15 protein-coding genes and 1 pseudogene are annotated in these 18342 nt (G+C 46.1%); 5 read left to right on the top strand and 11 right to left on the bottom strand.

The genetic code is table 11. The features are described from left to right. Nucleotides 1-87 precede the first annotated feature (87 nt). On the top strand, nt 88-1599 hold the full coding sequence (locus tag A8708_RS12430) for a sulfatase family protein (protein ID WP_068663794.1): 1512 nt from the start codon (nt 88-90) through the stop codon (nt 1597-1599). A 270-nt stretch (nt 1600-1869) separates the two neighbouring features. Here the strand turns inward: A8708_RS12430 and A8708_RS12425 are convergent, their stop codons facing one another. The 11 genes and pseudogenes from A8708_RS12425 to A8708_RS12375 all read right to left on the bottom strand — a co-directional run bounded on the left by A8708_RS12425 (nt 1870) and on the right by A8708_RS12375 (nt 13114). Further along, nucleotides 1870-2703, bottom strand: coding sequence for a hypothetical protein (locus tag A8708_RS12425; RefSeq protein ID WP_068663793.1), 834 nt, complete (start codon nt 2701-2703; stop codon nt 1870-1872). Then, complete coding sequence (locus tag A8708_RS12420) at nt 2669-3397, bottom strand: hypothetical protein (protein ID WP_068663792.1); 729 nt, start codon at nt 3395-3397, stop codon at nt 2669-2671. Before A8708_RS12420 ends, A8708_RS12425 begins: the two co-directional genes overlap by 35 nt. 446 nt (nt 3398-3843) lie before the next feature. After that, on the bottom strand, nt 3844-4665 hold the full coding sequence (locus A8708_RS12415) for an ABC transporter permease (RefSeq protein WP_068663791.1): 822 nt from the start codon (nt 4663-4665) through the stop codon (nt 3844-3846). 4 nt (nt 4666-4669) lie between these two features. Further along, nucleotides 4670-5479: an ABC transporter permease gene (locus A8708_RS12410; RefSeq protein ID WP_068663790.1), complete on the bottom strand. Its 810-nt coding sequence runs from the start codon at nt 5477-5479 to the stop codon at nt 4670-4672. Continuing rightward, entirely contained in the window at nt 5476-6525 is a 1050-nt protein-coding gene (locus A8708_RS12405; RefSeq protein WP_068663789.1) for an ABC transporter ATP-binding protein, read from the bottom strand. Before A8708_RS12405 ends, A8708_RS12410 begins: the two co-directional genes overlap by 4 nt. Nucleotides 6526-7236: 711 nt before the next feature. Continuing rightward, the gene (locus A8708_RS12400) at nt 7237-8193 is read right to left on the bottom strand and encodes an ROK family protein (RefSeq protein ID WP_068663788.1); all 957 of its coding nucleotides are present in this window, start codon (nt 8191-8193) and stop codon (nt 7237-7239) included. A gap of 11 nt (nt 8194-8204) precedes the next feature. Further along, nucleotides 8205-8888 (bottom strand): annotated as a pseudogene (locus A8708_RS12395) (N-acetylmannosamine-6-phosphate 2-epimerase). 18 nt (nt 8889-8906) lie between these two features. Beyond that, a complete protein-coding gene (locus A8708_RS12390; RefSeq protein WP_068663787.1) occupies nt 8907-9824 on the bottom strand; it encodes a dihydrodipicolinate synthase family protein in 918 nt (305 codons plus the stop codon). Nucleotides 9825-9893: 69 nt separating this feature from the next. Further along, nucleotides 9894-10724: a carbohydrate ABC transporter permease gene (locus tag A8708_RS12385; protein ID WP_068663786.1), complete on the bottom strand. Its 831-nt coding sequence runs from the start codon at nt 10722-10724 to the stop codon at nt 9894-9896. Nucleotides 10725-10735: 11 nt separating this feature from the next. Continuing rightward, nucleotides 10736-11632, bottom strand: coding sequence for a carbohydrate ABC transporter permease (locus tag A8708_RS12380; protein WP_068663785.1), 897 nt, complete (start codon nt 11630-11632; stop codon nt 10736-10738). An 81-nt stretch (nt 11633-11713) separates the two neighbouring features. Then, nucleotides 11714-13114, bottom strand: coding sequence for an ABC transporter substrate-binding protein (locus tag A8708_RS12375; protein ID WP_068663784.1), 1401 nt, complete (start codon nt 13112-13114; stop codon nt 11714-11716). Nucleotides 13115-13336: 222 nt separating this feature from the next. Between A8708_RS12375 and A8708_RS12370 the strand changes: the two genes are divergently transcribed. The 4 genes from A8708_RS12370 (at nt 13337) to A8708_RS12355 (ending at nt 17933) form a co-directional block, all read left to right on the top strand. Beyond that, on the top strand, nt 13337-14956 hold the full coding sequence (locus A8708_RS12370; RefSeq protein ID WP_068663783.1) for a response regulator: 1620 nt from the start codon (nt 13337-13339) through the stop codon (nt 14954-14956). Between the two features lie 4 nt (nt 14957-14960). After that, a complete protein-coding gene (locus A8708_RS12365) occupies nt 14961-16769 on the top strand; it encodes a cache domain-containing sensor histidine kinase (RefSeq protein WP_068663782.1) in 1809 nt (602 codons plus the stop codon). 76 nt (nt 16770-16845) lie between these two features. Next, nucleotides 16846-17244 (top strand): CidA/LrgA family protein, encoded by a 399-nt coding sequence (locus A8708_RS12360; protein ID WP_068663781.1) that lies wholly within the window; start codon nt 16846-16848, stop codon nt 17242-17244. Nucleotides 17245-17270: 26 nt separating this feature from the next. Then, nucleotides 17271-17933, top strand: coding sequence for an LrgB family protein (locus tag A8708_RS12355; RefSeq protein ID WP_420848549.1), 663 nt, complete (start codon nt 17271-17273; stop codon nt 17931-17933). The last annotated feature ends 409 nt before the right edge of the window (nt 17934-18342 follow it).

Here is an 18342-nt window from a genome sequence, read left to right as displayed (position 1 = left end):
TGACAACTTTCTAACATTCAATCATGTTACTTTTTCGATCCTATTTCTATACTACTTGTAGAAGGCAAATAGAAAGGTGGCACCCCCTTGAAGAAACCGAATATTTTACTCATCACAAGTGATCAGCAGCATTGGAATACGATTGGCGCATTCAATCCAGAACTATCTACGCCTAATTTGGATCGACTCGTGCAAGAAGGAACGACATTCACACGGGCATACTGTCCTAATCCGACATGTACACCGACTAGATCTTCCATTATAACCGGCCAATACCCAAGTCAACATGGTGCATGGACGCTCGGTACGAAGCTGCTGGAAGATCGCCACACCGTGGGGGAAGATTTCAAGCGGGCAGATTATCGCACAGCGCTGATTGGTAAAGCCCACTTCCACCCGCTCAAAGGAACAGAGGAATATCCCTCACTAGAAGCTTATCCCCTTCTGCAAGACCTGGATTACTGGAAAGCATTCGATCAAACTTTCTATGGATTTGACCATGTTGAACTAGCGCGCAATCATACAAATGAAGCACATGTGGGACAACATTATGCGCTATGGATGGAGGAGAAAGGGCTCACGAACTGGCGAGATTATTTCTTAGCTCCAACGGGAACCATGGATCCTAATCAGTTGCATCATTGGGCAATTCCAGAGGAATTCCACTATAATACATGGATTGCAGAACGAACTAATGCGCTGTTAGAGCAGTATAAGGAGTCCAATGAAGGCTTCTTCCTATGGTCAAGTTTCTTCGATCCTCATCCGGATTATTTAGTCCCTTCGCCATGGGATACGATGTATGATCCAGAGAAATTGACGATCCCAACTGTCACTCCCGGTGAACATGAGAAGAATCCACCACATTTTCAACTCACACAAGAAGAGCATCCCGACTTTTCTTATCTAAAAGAAAGCGGATATGGCCTCCATGGTTATCATTCTCATTCCCGCCTGCCAGAAAGCGAACGCAAACAGCTCGTGGCCACCTATTATGGCATGATCAGCTGTATGGACGCTCACATAGGCCGTATCTTGGATCGACTAGACGCGCTAGGGCTTGCCGAAAATACCATTGTCGTATTTACAACCGATCATGGCCACTTCTTCGGGCAGCATGGTCTTCAGTATAAAGGTGGCTTCCTTTACGAGGATCTGATCAAGCTCCCCTTCATCGTTCGTTACCCTGGTCATGTGCCAGCGGGTAGATCTTCGAATGCGATCCAATCTCTCGTTGATCTCGCACCTTCTTTCCTCTCCATGGCTGGACTACCGGTGCCTTGCTTCATGACAGGTGTTGACCAAAGCAGCGTATGGACAGGTCAAGCCGAACATGCACGAGACCATGCGATTTGCGAATTCCGGCATGAGAAAACGACGATTCACCAGAAAACCTATGTGGACGAACGGTATAAGATAACCGTCTACTACAATCAAACTTACGGCGAACTCTTTGACCTGCAAGAAGATCCCGGTGAGATCCGTAATTTGTGGGATGAGCCCGCTTATAGAGATTTGAAATCTCGCCTGCTGCTCTCTTATATTTGGGCAGAACTGGGGAAAGAACCGTTAGCGATGCCACGGATTTGGCACGCTTAAAGTGACTCCTGAGGTCGCTTAGTTCACGAGCAATCTCAAATAAAGCTCTACCATAACGTTATTTGCTCCATATGCATGTTTTTTGAAAAAATAGCGTTACCGAATAGCACTATTTCAATAAAATCAAGCGAATCCAGTCATTTATGTGGAAATAACCCTATGGCATAACGCTATCAACAAGCTCCTTTCGACGTCTCAGCTAGCACGCCCCCTTGAGTAGGGTAACTGAAAAAGCTCCCGCGCATACTTGTCGCCGGGAGCTTCTCTTGCTTACAAAACCGTTTGAAAACCAGTCTTGTCCGCATGTTTATATTTAATACCTGAATCTTTTGTCGATATGACCATCATATCACGCCAAATTAGCAGATCTGTTACCTCAGCTTGTGCATTTAACGCATGCAGTACGACGTTTCCTCTGATCTCAATCAGCTTATACAGCCCAGAATTGGCACACGCATAAACCTCGCCGCGATGTGTAACTAAACGATTCAAGAACATTCCCTCGAACCGATGCTGATTGAATCCACCATTCTTGTTACCCACAACTAAGCCCCCGCGCTCTGTTGTACCGACCAGCTTCGTGTTAAACACAGCTAAACTCGTCACAGCTTGATGGAGAGGCATACTGCACCAATTCCCCGTAAATAAATCATAAAAGGCAACGCCATCCTCATAACCCAGGAATATAAAATGTGGTGTCACTAACAAATCAAATGTTTTCTTCCCTCGGTAAGCCAGTGGCAGCCAATCATCATCATTCCCACAGAGCAAGCCATTCTCTGTAAGTACGAATCGATCCCCCCAGCCAATTGCCGCATAACAAGAATCGGTGACGCTCGTTTGCTGCCATACTTCATCCTCGAAATGATACAAGCCATGACTCGTTGAAGCGAATAACTGTGACTCCACCCAATCTAAACGGTACACGTGTACCTTATCTGGCAATCCTTCGGATGCGCTTTCCCAGGAACGCAGTGGCGAAAACTGAACCACCCCATGCCCTTCCGTCCCCGCATACAGCACCCCTTCTAGAGATGCGGTCAACGTAGTAAACTTAAGGGATAGCAAATCATTGGTGGATTGCCATGACGAGTTTATTTCCATGATGTCCATCCTCTCTGCAGCAGGTACATTTGCGACTTTCCAAATACACATCTTTCACAAGTTTCAGATAATCGAGCGATTGATCCATTGTGTAATGGCTCGTTTCTATGCGCTGTTGTTGACCGCTCATCAGATTGATAATGTGCAGCCTCACAGATTTCCCTCCGAACGCCTTGTTACAAAAAACAACCGACATATGCGTAAACAGGTCAAGTGAAGCCGCGCAGTCTTCCATAACAAATTTATGAATGACAATGGTATCTTCGGATGATTCCATCACCTGAACGATCATCGATAATCCCAAATCTAGCTCATCAACCCATATATCCAAGCTTTCGAATAAGAGGAGTGGCCATTCGATTCGACTTTTACTCGTCAGAATACGATACAACTGATCAATGACGCGATCTTTCACCTCGCCATAGAACGTATCACTCTCGAATTTCTGCACTTTATTCGTCCACTTTTTCTCAAATTCATATGTAATCGCCTGTTGTGTACGAGCAGTTGGTGCTAAGGTATACCATGCATTAATCGCATGATAAGCAGCGTATTGGGTAAGCTGCTGCCAATTCAGATCCTGCGAATCGGTCCCACGATCTTCCTGAGCAAGGGTATGCAGCCAACGTTCTAACTGAAAGTCAGCTATTACCTGCAAGGTTCCGACACCAATACCATTCTCGCTATGATTCATATTGACTAGCCCCCTCATGATGCCGTTCACTCACGTCAACCATTGATAATCATTTTCATTTAGATCTCTACAACGAATGATAATGGTTCTCACTAATAATGTCAAGATAAAGGCTTACATTTAGGAGTCTTGGGACAATATGTCACAAAACGACACCGATTTTCGAGCGACATCGCATCCCAAATACGTTAATCTATGAAAAAAGATTCATAGGAGGCGTACTAGGATGCAAAACTTACAAATCTGCGGATTGGGTTTTATCGTGCTATGTATAATGTACTATCTCGTCATTGATGTTTTCGAGAAGAGTAAGCGCCTCAGACAGACAGCTGCCAGCGTGCACGAACCCCTGCCTGCAGCGATTTCTCCCATAATCATCAAAGTGGCTCCTCCTATTCAGGACGGTGTTTATCCGATATATATCGACTGTAGTCGCAGCGAACAATTTATCCCGCCACACTCGAATAACGCCTTAGCCCCTGTGACCATATGAAATAAGCCCCCATGACGATCACCAACGTGACGGCTGGTACGCCCCAAGCGGCCCAGCCGTATTGCTCTGGTCGCAATAGATACGCTGCTGGATAGAAGCTTGCGAGGGAATACGGAATGATATAAGTTAACAATCCACGTAGAATCGGATGAAAGATTTGCATGGGATACCTCGTGAAATCATATAGCCAAGTTACTGGATAAATCAGCGATCGGATCTCCTGAAACCAGAATGTTAATACACTTATTGTTAGTAGAATCGAGTATTGAATAAGAGCGCTGCATAGTAGAGCAATAACCACATATAGCACAGGCAAGAACGTCCAACTCATATCCAAATGGGAAGCCGCATACCCCATAATGGCAATGCCTGTAATCAACTGCCCGACGCCATTTAATTCTTGCGAGTAGCCTATAGTTTGGAAAAGCACACCAACAGGCCGCACCATCATCATATCCATCCGTCCATTCCGAATGTTGCCTGTTAGCATAAATGGCGCGTTGAAGAAGGTTTGGTTCAGTGCTCGCCCCGTGGCCGCAAGTCCGAACATAAAGACTAACTCGTTATAATCCCAACCTGCTAGCATCGGAATTCGTTTAAAAATGACTGTCAGGAATACCAGCGTGCTTCCCTGCGCAACGATCCCCGCAATGACCGCAATTATCGTGTCCGCACGATAGGCGACCAACGTTTTGACATACACTTTTAGAAAATGGACATACATCCCTATCAGATACGCTACCTGCCCCATGAAACTTCTCTTCGGTGCTAACATCTTCTCACCCCCCGTTAATCGCTAGCCGTTTCGCCGCTTTCATCCATAACAATCGACTAATGATAATCATCACAACTGCCCATGCTAGCTGCTCCAATAGTGCGAAGCCCATATCTGCACCCGTCAGTTTACCTGTATAAATGGATAAGGGAATATAAGCCATAGCTTGAAATGGTAAATAGGTCAGAATGGTTTGCAAGCTACTAGGAAAGAAATCGAATGGAATCAACGTTCCTGCGAAAATATCCATCATCGCTCGCTTCGCCAACTGTACTCCGAATGTATTCGTCGTCATGAACGAAATCATCATAATAATCGAATTTATACTAAAAGCAACTAAGAAACCGATGATAAGACTTAGCACAAAGGCAGCTCCAGCCCCCAAGCTCGGTGGTGCTTGAATGCCAAGCCCGAAGATGAGCAGCAGGAGCGCAGGTATATTGACCCACAACATTTCCACGGCGAAAAAGCCTGCGGCTTCTACGAATCGTTGTACTTGAAAGTCCACCGGCCTGATCAGATCCAGTGCGATGTCCCCGGAACGGACACGCAGCGCCATGGCATAGGTAGGCGCACGCTCCGCTGGCGACCAGCGAGCAAAGTTAATCGTTTGACCAACCATCACATAGGTGATTAATTGCTCCCAAGGCAACACCTGTCCGCTGCCATACATATAAATAGCCTTCCATAGCATGTAATACAACACACAGAACATGAGCGTTGACACGAGTGTCATCATAAAATCAAACCGAAACTGCATGCGTTGGCGAACCGCAATTCGGGACATTCCGCCTAGTCGTTGGAGGGTATTCATGAACGCACGATCACACCTTCCAACTCACGACCTGACTCCTGCGGCGAGTCCGTAATACCTTCGCGATATATCCGAGATATTAAAGCGTCGATATTCTCATCTTGCATAGTCAGATCACGCGGCTGTGCGTATTCTAACAGATGCTTTAATAAGGTGGACGTATCCATGTGATGCTGATCGTAGGATATTTTGAGCATGCGCTCTTCAACCAACGTGTGCACGTGGAAGTCCGCGAACAGCGAAGCGGCTTTTTCGGCGAGTTTGGTATCCTCGAAAGTAGCCTTAATTTGACGTTCAGTCGCATAATGATCGCGAATATGCTGCAGGCTACCATCATAAATGAGACGACCCTTATCGATAATCATCGTCCGATGACATAACCGTTCAATATCATGCATGTCATGTGTTGTTAGGAGCAGCGTGACGCCTTTTTCCCGATTGATCTTCTCAATAAAAGCACGGATTCGCTCCTTCGCCACAACATCGAGCCCGATTGTAGGCTCATCCAGAAAAAGGATGTCCGGCTCATGCAACAAGGAAGCCAAGATTTCACAACGCATCCGTTGGCCAAGCGAAAGCGTTCTCACCGGTCGATTAAGCAGATGCTCTACTTCCAGAACCTCGGCAAACTCGCGTAAATTTCTGTGATATTGCTCCCAGGAGATACTGTACATATATCGTAATAAATCATAGGAATCCTTCACAGGCAAATCAAATAGCAACTGGCTCCGTTGTCCAAATACGACACCGATTTGATAAGAACTTAGTTTTCTACTCTTATGCGGAATTAAGCCCGCCACCTCAATACTTCCACCACTCGGCTCCAAGATGCCGGTCAGCATTTTGATCGTTGTCGATTTGCCCGCACCATTGGGTCCCAAATAGGCAACACTCTCGCCTTTTTCAATGGAAAAAGATATATCCTCCACCGCGACCATTTCTCTCTTCTCCGGCTTAATCAAGCTTCGAATCGTGGCAAATCGCCCCGTTCGTCTCACATCGGTTTCGAATGTTTTGCGTAAATGTTTAACCTCAATGAATGGCAATGCGCTCTCCCCTTTGGTTGCTATAGTCCGAACTGAACTCCATCCATTATAGCAGTGTTCCAAATGATGGTAACTACTTTTTTGGCTTACGCAAAAAGTAGCCCTCATCCGAAGATGACAGGCTACATCGTCTAACTTAGTAAAGCAACACAGGCACAACGCCTTCCGATTACCGACAGGGGAACTGGCGGGGGAAATGATTGGGAGCGGACGGTCAGCGGCGGAGTGGATAGACCGAACGAGAGCGTCAAGACCATTTCAAACCACTTGATCCGCCCCCTGCCATGTTTAACTGTAAAAACTACAGCTAATTCCCCCCATTTCATCGATTTCGATCAACTAAATGGATTTTATACAGCTAATTTGCCTGGATCTAACCGAAACAGCTGATATATGGAATTTTAACTGTATAATTTCCATTTAATGCGTAATTTCAAGCTTTTTGGACTAAAATAGATGGAGGTTTTCCAGTTAAACTTGCGTGCCGTGTCCTGGTTGGTAAAAAGTAGTTGAGTGTTGTGTTGATGAGTAACTAGAAATGGTGATATTGGGGTCACTGAGTAGCTAAGTTAGTGGAATTTGTTGCTTACTGAGTTACTAAGGCGCGAAATTGGTGGGTTGATGAGCAACGCATCGAACAGCATTTCAGAATCGTCCGTAACTTTCCAATTGCACAAAGAGCCCCGCTTCAATAGCGAGGCTCTCCCACGATCATTCCCACAGTTGCAGTGCTGCGCCAATCATACCGCTCCAATTGCCACGATAAGCTGGCTCGATTCGAACACCCTCCAGCATAGCAGGCATTGTTCTTCGTGCTACTTCTTTCCGCAGCTCCGTAAACAACCGATCACCCGCTTCGGCTACCCCGCCGCCGATGACGATTAACGAGGGATTAAACATATGGATGAAAGAAGCTATGGCCGATCCTAGCGCTGACAAGGTTTCCAGCATAAGTTCATTCGCTACCAGATCTCCCCTATGCCATCGTGCAAAAACCTCACGCGAGTCAATACCATCTTCGCCTTCTCCCCTGAGCGCAAGTTTCTCGTGCATCCGTCTAGCAATCGAAGTCCCTGACGCATATTGCTCCAAGCATCCAATTCCGCCGCATACACAAGGGGGGCCGTTGAAGTCAACTGAAATGTGGCCAAGCTCACCGCCACCGCCCCATGCACCGTGGACCAGACGGCCATCTACAACGAGTGCGCCGCCAACACCTGTTCCTAGTGCTAGACACAGGAAATGTGCCACACCTTGTCCTGCCCCCAAATGTTTCTCCGTCAGCGCGAGCACATTCACATCGTTATCCACGATAACAGGCACCTGAAAGTGCTCCTGAAGGATATCCTTAAGCCTCGTTCCCGCATAACCGGGGATAATCTCAGATGCCGAACGAATGGAGCCGCTCGACCATTCGATCTGTCCTGCACTTCCGACTCCAATACCTTTCAAACATAGGTTTGGCTCTATGCTCCCAGCTTCTGTCATCACTTCTTGAATCGCTTGCAGAATTCGATCGACCGTCTTCACTTCGCCCGCAAGTGTCGCTAAACTGACCATTCGCAAGACTTCACCTTGGCCATTTACGAGACCAGCATTGATCTTCGTCCCGCCAACATCAACGCCAATCACATAATCCGATAAAGGGTTACAGGTATACGCTGCCATCTGTCCTCCCCCTACACACGCAAAGTAGATAAAGCCTGCACATAACGCTCGGTAATGAGCTGTGGTCGCGTGATCGCACTCCCCACCACGACGTAGGCGGCCCCACAAGCCAATGCTTTCACTGCTTCCTCCGGTGTCTAGATTCGTCCTTCGGCGACAACAGGTACACGAACTTTTCCGCATAACTGTTCAAGCAATTCATAATCAGGTCCTTCTTGCTGCGTACTATAGGGTGTATAGCCAGCAAGTGTCGTCCCGATGAAATCAACACCAAGCGCTTCTGCTGCCAGTCCTTCTTCCAAGGTTGAAATATCCGCCATAACAACGGCTCCCATCTCGTGAGCCCATGCAATGAGCGGTTTCACCGCTTCCAATCGACCTTCGCGATTCGTAACATCAAGCGCGACAACATCAGCGCCTGCTATCACAATCGCTTTTACTTCATCCAAAGTTGGGGTAATAAACACATCAGAGCCTGGTATATCTCTTTTAATAAGTCCAATAACAGGTGCATCAACTTCTTTTTTTATCATCAAAATATCGTGGACACCGTTCGTTCGAATGCCAATCGCTCCCGATTGAACAGCTGCTCTGGCCATTTTCGCCATTGTATCTCCGCCATGAAGAGGTTCATGCTCCAGTGCCTGACAGGAAACGATCAACCCGCCTGCTTGAAATATCTCCCTAGGTTCCATCGTTACCATTCCTCCCTCTTATGCCTTAGCCAATTTAACCAGTGTCATGATCCGCGTATTCAATTCTTCGATCCGCCCTTGATCTCCTGCTGTACAGGGTAATAATGGCATTCTCGGCTCTCCAATATCGTAGCCACGCAGCTTTAGAATCGCTTTGCAAGCCCCATATAAGGACGGGAAAGACAGTAATTGGACAATAAGTTCGTTAACTTTGAACTGCCACTCCTGCGCTTCGCGCATTTGTCCCGCTACATAGCACTGTTCGATCTTGAGGAATAGCTCCGGCATCACCCCGTAGGTTCCGCCAATACCACCATCTGCACCAATACTGCGTCCAGCTAAGTACTGCTCATCAGGACCGTTGAATACGAGGAACTCGCTGCCTCCTGCCGCCTTGAATTGTTGAAGCTCAAAGGTGCTTTCTGCGGAAATCTTAACGCCAATCACCTTTTCTTGCGAGGCCATTTTCATTAACAAGCCCTTCGATAATTGAAAGCCAGTCGTTTGCGGAATATGGTAAATGATGAACGGCAGCGAAGTACTATCAATGATCGCCTGCCAATGTCCCTCTACACTATCAGGAGATAAGCGATAATAAATCGCAGGAACCGCTGAAACCGCATGTGCCCCAACTTCTTCCGCATGCTTGGCAAGTGCGACACTATCTCTTGTTGCGGCTGCTCCTACATGAGCAATAATCGTCAGTTCATGACCGACTTCCTCCATCACAGCAGCAAGGATCCCCGTACGTTCTTCAACGGTTTGAAGCATCCCCTCTCCCGAGCTCCCCCCAACATAAAGCCCTTTTACGCCCGTCGAGGCATAATAACGAGCTAATCGTCGGACTGCGTCTGTATTTATTTCTCCTTGCTCATCATAACTCGCATATAAAGCGATAATAATACCGCGAAATTGTTCTAAATTATAAGGTTTCATATCCTATTTCCTCCAAGTGATGAATTGATTGAATCGTTAACCCATTTAATGTACCATGTCACTTTAACCTTAACCCTTGACCGCACCCATTGTAATCCCTTGTGTAAAGGCTTTTTGGAACACGAGAAAGATCGTAATCATAGGGACAGACGCGAGTGCGGCTCCGGCCATCATGATTCCGTAGTTGGTTGTAAATTCGCCTTGCATCGTGGCTACCCCTAGCGGCAGTGTCATCATCGAGGTAGACCTCGTCATAATGAGCTGACTGAAATAATCGTTCCACGAGGCAATGAAAGTAAAGATCGCTAACGCCCCTAACGCGGGTTTAAGTAATGGCAAGATAATCGTAGAGAATAGTCGGATTTCGGAGCAACCATCGATCTTCGCCGCTTCAATTAACTCCCCTGGTACGGTTTGAGCGAATTGTTTCATCAAGAACACACCGAATGGCCATCCAATTGCTGGTAAAATAAGTCCATGATACGTATTGACCCATCCGAAATCGGCCAACATCGTAAAGAGTGGTACAAGAATGACTTGCTTCGGTAAGGCCATTGCAGCGATGAACATTGTAAAAATAATTTTCCGGCCTGGGAACAATTTCTTCGCCAGGACATAGCCGGCAGAAGCCGAAACTAGACAGACAGCGAACATTTCAACTACCGCAATGATGAAACTGTTTAGCGTCCAGCGCCATACTGGATTTTTGAATAAATCTACCCAATTCTGCAAGGTCGGTTTGAGCGGGAACCATTCTGGCGGAATTTGTGTGGCCACCGTTTGGAACTTAAAAGCCCCCGTCACAATCCAATAAAACGGAAATATGAAAAACAACGTAGAAAGAATTAATAATACCGTAGAAAATCCGTTAAATACCCTTTGCCCAGCGTTTACTCTCATGATGTCCCCTCCTAGTACTCAACATCGCTGCCAAAGAATTTAAATTGAATCAACGAGATAACCCCGATAATAATCGCAAGGAACACACCCATCGCCGAGGCACTGCCGAAATGGCCAAGCACGAAAGCTTGCTCGTACACGCCATACATGACGGTCGAAGTACTATAAACAGGCCCGCCAGAAGTAAGCAACTGAATTAAAGCGAAACATTGGAATGTATTGATCGTCGTGATAACGATAATATAGAGATTAGTCGGCATGAGCATAGGCCAAATAATTTTCAAAAAGATTTGCCAAGGATTAGCCCGATCGATTTCAGCCGCTTCGATATAAGAAGTCGGAATATTGCCTAGGGAAGCTACGTAAAGAATGATTGGCTGACCAACAGATGTCGTAATTAAAACGGCAATAATCGCTAATAAAGCGGTTCGCTGATCGCCTAACCATGACATCGGTTCAAGGCCAATTAATCCCCCTAAATAGTTGAGAATGCCATAATTCGGATGGTAGATCCATCCCCATACGACCGTAATACTAACGACAGAAGATACGGCTGGCAGATAGAAGACCCCACGATAGAATGATCGTGCGAATTCCTTTTTCTTATAAATAGAAACCGCTACGAATAAGGAGAAAACAATGACAATAGGAACTGTTATAACGACAAGCAGAAGCGTATTTCGCATCGATTTCAGAAACGTTTCGTTGTGAATCAAATCGACATAATTAGCGAATCCTATAAAGTTGAATGTACGCAAGGAATAATCGAAGAAGCTAATGTAAATCCCTTTTACCATGGGATAAGCGACAAATAGCAGAAAGAATCCAAGTGCAGGCAGTAGAAAAATATAGCTCATAAGCCAATCTCGACGAATATAACTCTTGGTTTTACGAACCGTAACCTCCATGTTTCTTCCCTCCCTTTCTTTATTGAGATGAAAAGAGTAGAGTACAATCGCACTCTACTCCCAGTGGACACTCTTCGTTACTTATTTGGAGGCTGCTTGCTCTTTCTTTGCTTTGGCAATGGCTTCGTTCGCCTTAGCCGCAAAGCTATCCAATGCTTCCTTACCTGTTGCTCCACCCGTTAACACACGTTGCAATTCAGGGAACCAAAATGTACGAATTTCTGCGTAACCATCGGCAATTGTTGGTGCATCTGTGATGAATTGACGAGCTGTTTCTGCATATTTATATTCAGCATCACTATAAAGACCTGTAATTGACGTACGTGCAGACAATCCACCCGTTTGAATTAAGTTTTTCTTTGCATACTCGGGATCGTTCGCAATGAAATCGACCAACTTCTTGGCAGCTGCAATCTTGTCCGCATTTCCGTTATTAAACACGGCCATACCGCCCAAATACGGTTCAAGCTTAGGCTTAGATCCATCTAATGTAGGGAATGGCAGCAGAACATCTTCGAATTGCACCTTTTTAAGAGGAACGTTCTGTGCTTTAAGGACAGCTGAATAATTAAGCGTAAAAGCTAATTTACCTTGCAAGAATAAATCGTTGACATCCGCTGCGGCGAGGGAGGCAGAACCGGACACACTGATCTTATCCTTCGTCGCTTTAGCTACCCAATCCAATGCTTTGGCAGCGTTATCCGTATTAATTGCTACTTTGGAGTTATCTTCACTCAAGAATCTTGAAACCCCTAGATTGGCAATATAGGCGCGAGTCCCTTGATCACCTGCTGTACTTTTGGCGAAGAAGCCCGTTGGAATGATTTCAGGCGCTTTCTCCTTCACGGCTTGCAACGCTTTCTCATATTCAGCCATGGTCCACGTCCGGTCAGGTCGACTCAGCGGCAGTAAATCAAGCGCTCCGATTTTCTCGAATACGGTCTTATTAACGGCCATCATGAACGGTGCAGTATTAATCGGATACATGTAGATCTGATCCCCAACCATGGATTGCTTCCACAGGGCTGGCGTAATATCTTTCTTCACTTCTTCGGTAACAATGTCATTCAGCGGAGCCAGTAACTTCTTCTTCCCCCAGTCAATGATGCGTCCAGGCGCATCGTAGATCACATCTGGTGCCGAATTCGAAGCGATAGCAACGTTTAGCTTTTGCGGACCGCCTTCAAAGGTAATCATCTCTAAATTGACTTTAATCTCTGGATGTTTCTTGTTAAAAGCGGCAATGATTCCCTTCTCGTATTTCCCAACTTCCCCATCTAGCGGTTGAAAATTCGGGAAATTCCACCACGTAATCTCAACTGCCTTCGCAGCCGCCGGACTTGGTGTAACCGCTTTACTTTCGGCAGTACTCGTGGCTGTGTTCGCTGGTGTATTCGTAGATGAATTCGTACATGCAACTAACTGCGACCCGACAAGAGCAACGCCTACCAGTGTCATAAGTCCTTTTTTCATAGCCCTCATGTGAGCACCCCCGTTATTGTTTGTGGAATAAACATGATTCGTTTCATTCCGTGCACTAAGCATACGTGAAATTAAAATGGAGGAGAATCCCCGTATCTTTACATTCATAGTCGTATTCTGACCTGTTCGTTTTCCAGCAAATGAGAGCCTCAATTCCGATAATTTTAGTGTTATACTTGTGTTACCGCACGGTTTCAAGTCCTAACAAGCTGGGGGAACTTCATGTATAAACTACTCATTGTCGAGGATGAACCACTCATCAGAGCTGGCTTGCAGCACTATTTTGACTGGGCAGAGCTTGGTTTCACTACAATTGTTGAAGCTGTCAATGGCAAGGAAGGCTGGCTCACAGCTCAACATGTGCAACCAGATTTGATTATCACAGATATTCGCATGCCCGAGATGGACGGTCTTCAGATGATTGAACACATTCGAGCGACACGCCCAGATACCCTTTTTATTATTTTGACGGGTTTCAATGATTTTGAATATGCTCAGAAGGCGATACGTCTTGGCGGTGTATATGCCTTTCTGCTAAAGCCTCTTGAATATGACGAGAGCTTTGCGACCCTTCAAAGCTGTATGGCTGCGCTAAAGCAAAAGCATGATGAACGAGCGCAACGTATGGATCTGGAACAACAAGCCAGCGAAATTAGAACCTATAAAAGCAACCAGTTGGTCAAGTATTTACTGGAGAATGAACATGCGGCTTGGGACGAAGGTATACGCCAACATCTCCATGACTTTGGGCATTTGACGATTCGATACCAACCTATGGTCGTGACATGGTTTCCTCAAGATTCGGTCTCATTTTATGATAAAAGAGAGTTCCGACAACAAGCCGAAGGCATTATTCGGAGGGCTTTAGAATCAGTGTATCGTTCCAGTATTCCCATACCTCTTCTCTTATATATAGATAAGACCAAATGCTATGCGATAGCACTATTGGGTGATCAAGCAAGTACGTACGAGGTCGAGCCTGACTCATTTACAGTGAGCAATTCCAGCTTATTCATGGCGATTGGCAAAGCAACATCGGATAGTTCGCAATTGCCACAGTTGCTTCGTCAAACGGATCAAGCCCTGTATCAACGCTACTATCAAGTGAATCGACAGTTCTTCTTGCCAGTTGAAACGAATGAAACACAAACGCGTGCTAAGGATACCCGACTACTACTGGAAGAGACCGATAAGAACCGATTGATCGCTGGACTTGAAAGCGGTAATATACGGGATATCGAGGAGCTTATGCAGCGCTTAGCCACGGATCTGCGGACGCATATGCCCCACACTTCGCTGGATCGTGGATTCGCCTATATACAAGATATCATCTCGATTACCGTTCGCTTCGCCCACCGCAATGGCGTTCCTGTCGAAGGCGTTTACAGTGAAAAACTGTTAAAACTGACGTGTGTCGATGATTTCCCAACGCTCGAAGCCCTATTCAATTGGCTGGCCGCTTGGATGGTGCAAGTCAGTGAAGTGTATCGAGAGGAGTTCTCTTCAACGAATCACCAAGATGTGCTTATTTTTGAGCTCATAGAAGCTTATATTAAAGAGCATATCGATCAAGACATTACACTGCAGATGGTAGCTGATCGATTCTTCTATAATCCTTCGTATTTAAGTCGTATTTTCAAAAGAAAATTAGATAAAAACTACATGCGGTTTGTGACCGAAATTCGTATCCACTATGCGCAAGAATGCTTGAAGAAGCCAGAGTATTTGGTCACCGATGTGTGCGCGATGTGTGGGTATAAAAGCTACAAACATTTTGTAAAAACCTTCCGAAGCATTACGAACATGACACCAACAGACTATCGGAAGAAATGGGGATGGTGAACCTTTGAATGCATGGCGGCGGCTCTCGCAGCAGTATCGGATGAAGCATGTTAACCATCAAATCTTCGTGCTAATGATTCTGATTATTACCGTTCCCTTATTGATTATCTCGGTCATTATCTATTTCTTCTCCATCCAAGCCGTCAAAAATGAGTACCAAAGCTCCTCGAACCTCATTCTTACGAATCTGTCCTTCAATATCGATCAATATTTGCAGAGTATCGAGAAAGGAACGCTCAATGCGCAAATGGATGGGCAACTGCAGAATGCCTTAGAGCATTGGGTTGCAGATGGTGACGAGAACAGTAACGATCAGCGAATTCAATACGGGAACACGATTGAACACTTCGTTAGTTCGATTGAAATGACAATTAAGAATGTCGATAGCGTGCAAATTTACGCAGGTTCTCGTGTTTTCTACTCGGCGAATTTCAATCGTTCGGATTATGATGTGGAAGATTTCACGCATGAGGATTGGTACGTGCAGACACAGCGAAGTAAAGGTGGCATCGTCTTATTCGGAACTCACCTTCCCTTCCATCGCGTAAATGCCAAAGATCCCGTTATTTCCATCGCGCGGGTCATTAATAAAGTCGGAAGTAAGCAGCCACTCGGGGTGATGCTTATTGATATTCGATTAGATTCTTTACGTGAAATATTGAAATTGTCGGAGACGAGTAAACGCAACTTCACCATTATCGATAGCCAAGGTGCTAGTATTTATAATTCTGATAATACGTCAGTGAACGCCAATCAACCGATTCCACTCGAGAATCAAAAGCTTCAGACTGTTCTGACTGCTGAGCATGGGAGCTTTTACGCATATTTTGCCGGCGCCAATTCGTTCATTAACTTCGTGACCTCTCCCTACTCGGGCTGGAAGGTCATTCAATCCATCGATGAGAAAGAAATGACGAAACAAGCGGAGATTTTGATCAAAATTATACTAGCATTAGCTTTCTTATCTCTAGGAACTGCCGTACTATTCATGTTCATTCTATCCGCGCGGGTGACGAAGCCGATCATTCTGCTGAGCCGTAAGGTGAAAATGGTTGGTTTAGGAAATTTCGATGTGGATCTTAGCTCGGACCGGCAGGATGAGTTCGGCGTGTTGTATCACGGTATCCGTAAAATGCTAGAAGACCTGCAGAACTATATTGAACGTTCCTCCATGTCTAAAGCCCAGCAGAAAGTCGCACAGTATGGTGCTTTGAAAAGTCAGATCAATCCGCATTTTCTCGCTAATGTGCTGGAAACAATCCAAATGAAAGCTATTATCAGCGGACAGCGTGATGTCGGTGAAATGGTCGGTATCCTAGGCCGGCTGTTCCGCATTCATATTCAAACAGGGAAAGAAACCGTAACCCTACAGGAAGAATTAATCCACATTCGCTTGTATGTGAAAATCCAACAGCTGCGCTTCGGGGATAAAATTCAGTATCGCGAAGAACTCGCGGTAGATAGTGAGACGTTGCAAGTTCTGCATTTTTCATTGCAGCCGCTGATCGAAAATGCCTTCGTCCACGGACTGGAAAGGAGCAGTCATGCAGGACTGTTGGAAGTATCTTCCTTAGTTTCGGGGGATGACTTGCTGATCCAGATCAGGGATAATGGAGTTGGCATGGATGAAATGAAACTTGTCCAGCTGCGAAATCGGCTCGCTCAACCTTCGGACACACTGGACGAAACACATATTGGCATCAAAAATGTACATGATCGTATCGTTTTTTACTTTGGCGATGCGTATGGGATTGAAGTCGAGAGTCATCTAGGCGAAGGGACACTCGTGAGGATACGGATTCCAGCGCGGTAGGGCATTAATTAAGACATCACGACAGGTCAAGAGGATAGACAAGGACGAAGAACAAGACGATAGACAGGAGGACCTTATGTTAGGACTCGCAATTTTGCTTGCGTTTAACTTTATTGGTATTTGGCTTCAAACGAGCTTTCACATCCCACTTCCAGGCAATGTGATTGGACTTATCCTTTTTACTATCGCCCTGTTTGCAAAGCTAATTAAGCTCGAATGGGTCGAAACGACCGCGAATTGGTTCACGGGCCATATGATGCTGTTTTTCCTGCCATTTGTCGTGGGCACCATGGCCTTCTTCCCCCTGATCGGGCGAAACTGGCTTTCTATCGGAGTAGGTGTCATGGGGAGTTCGGTCGCGGTGTTACTTGTTACAGGCTTTATCACATCCAAATTGCAACGACATGGGGAGAAAGGGCATCGGATGAAGACTGGTGCTCCTGGGCCAAAGACAGCTGAAGGTGGGATGAAATGACCTCCTTCTCTTGGCTTATGAACCCGATGTTCGGCATCACACTCAGTGTCGCAGCTTATACGGCTGCTCAGTTCATTCATCAGCGGTGGCGTTGGCTGCATCCGCTCTTTGTCTGTTCTGGCTTCATCATCTTGGTACTGCTTAGCTTCCACATCCCCTATTCCGCCTACAAAGTAGGCGCGGATATGATTACCTTGTTGCTTGGACCAGCAACTGTAGCCCTGGGTGTTCCGCTGTATAAACACGCGGGATTGATAAAAAAACACCTGACCAGCATCCTGCTTGCGGTTACGCTCGGTTCCGTATCCGGCATTGTTACCGCTGCCGCTCTGGTTGGACTGCTCGGCGGAAGCCGTGAGATTCTGCTCAGCATGCTGCCCAAATCCGTTAGCTCGCCTATCGCGCTCGAAATATCACGCCATCTCGGCGGCTTGCCGGAGCTAACGGCTGTGCTAACAGTCCTCACCGGGCTCTTCGGCAGCATGATCGGCCGAAAGCTGCTGACTTGGCTCGGATGGCGCGATACGCTCTCCATCGGCATCGCCGTTGGCACCGCTGCACATGGGATTGGCACTGCACGCCTCCTCAAAGATTCGGAGGAGGAAGGCAGTATGAGCGGATTTGCCATGGGCGCCGCCGGGATTATAACGTCGATTTTATTTATTCCCCTGTATTGGTGGTTTAGTTAGAGAGGTTCGTAGAAAGAACTGCGTGCAAAAAGCGCGTTCAAAGAACTGCTTACAAGAAGCATATGCAATGAAGCCTGCCCTCAAAAAGTCCCCTCTCGAAGCAATTGCTTCAGATTGGGGCGCTTTTTTCGGATTTCGGACGTTCTGCCTCTACATATACTTCTACTTCTACTTCTACTTCTACTTCTACTTCTGCCTCTGCATATACCTCTACCTCTACCTCAACAGCGACAAATCAGACCTCACTCCACCGCCACAAACAAATTAAATGGATTTTATGTATGTATTTTTTCCAATTCTTCCCTCTTTGGAACAATAGATGGATTTCCGAGTCGATTTCACAATTCAAATTGAAAAATTGGTTAGAGTTCTTACGTGGCCTAAGCATTCATTTTTTAAAATTATGCAG

Source organism: Paenibacillus oryzisoli (assembly GCF_001653565.1).
Classification (GTDB): domain Bacteria; phylum Bacillota; class Bacilli; order Paenibacillales; family NBRC-103111; genus Paenibacillus_E; species Paenibacillus_E oryzisoli.
This window is presented reverse-complemented; position numbering and strand designations above follow the sequence as displayed.

Coding starts and splice junctions, on each gene's coding strand:
- A8708_RS12400 (WP_068663788.1), bottom strand. CDS start 8,193: ATGGCAGCGTATACCTGTAACCCTTTATCGGATTATGTGATTGGCGTT.
- A8708_RS12390 (WP_068663787.1), bottom strand. CDS start 9,824: ATGAAACCTTATAATTTAGAACAATTTCGCGGTATTATTATCGCTTTA.
- A8708_RS12355 (WP_420848549.1), top strand. CDS start 17,271: ATGTTCGGCATCACACTCAGTGTCGCAGCTTATACGGCTGCTCAGTTC.
- A8708_RS12375 (WP_068663784.1), bottom strand. CDS start 13,114: ATGAGGGCTATGAAAAAAGGACTTATGACACTGGTAGGCGTTGCTCTT.
- A8708_RS12370 (WP_068663783.1), top strand. CDS start 13,337: ATGTATAAACTACTCATTGTCGAGGATGAACCACTCATCAGAGCTGGC.
- A8708_RS12415 (WP_068663791.1), bottom strand. CDS start 4,665: ATGTTAGCACCGAAGAGAAGTTTCATGGGGCAGGTAGCGTATCTGATA.
- A8708_RS12385 (WP_068663786.1), bottom strand. CDS start 10,724: ATGAGAGTAAACGCTGGGCAAAGGGTATTTAACGGATTTTCTACGGTA.
- A8708_RS12420 (WP_068663792.1), bottom strand. CDS start 3,397: ATGAATCATAGCGAGAATGGTATTGGTGTCGGAACCTTGCAGGTAATA.
- A8708_RS12410 (WP_068663790.1), bottom strand. CDS start 5,479: ATGAATACCCTCCAACGACTAGGCGGAATGTCCCGAATTGCGGTTCGC.
- A8708_RS12360 (WP_068663781.1), top strand. CDS start 16,846: ATGTTAGGACTCGCAATTTTGCTTGCGTTTAACTTTATTGGTATTTGG.
- A8708_RS12425 (WP_068663793.1), bottom strand. CDS start 2,703: ATGGAAATAAACTCGTCATGGCAATCCACCAATGATTTGCTATCCCTT.
- A8708_RS12380 (WP_068663785.1), bottom strand. CDS start 11,632: ATGGAGGTTACGGTTCGTAAAACCAAGAGTTATATTCGTCGAGATTGG.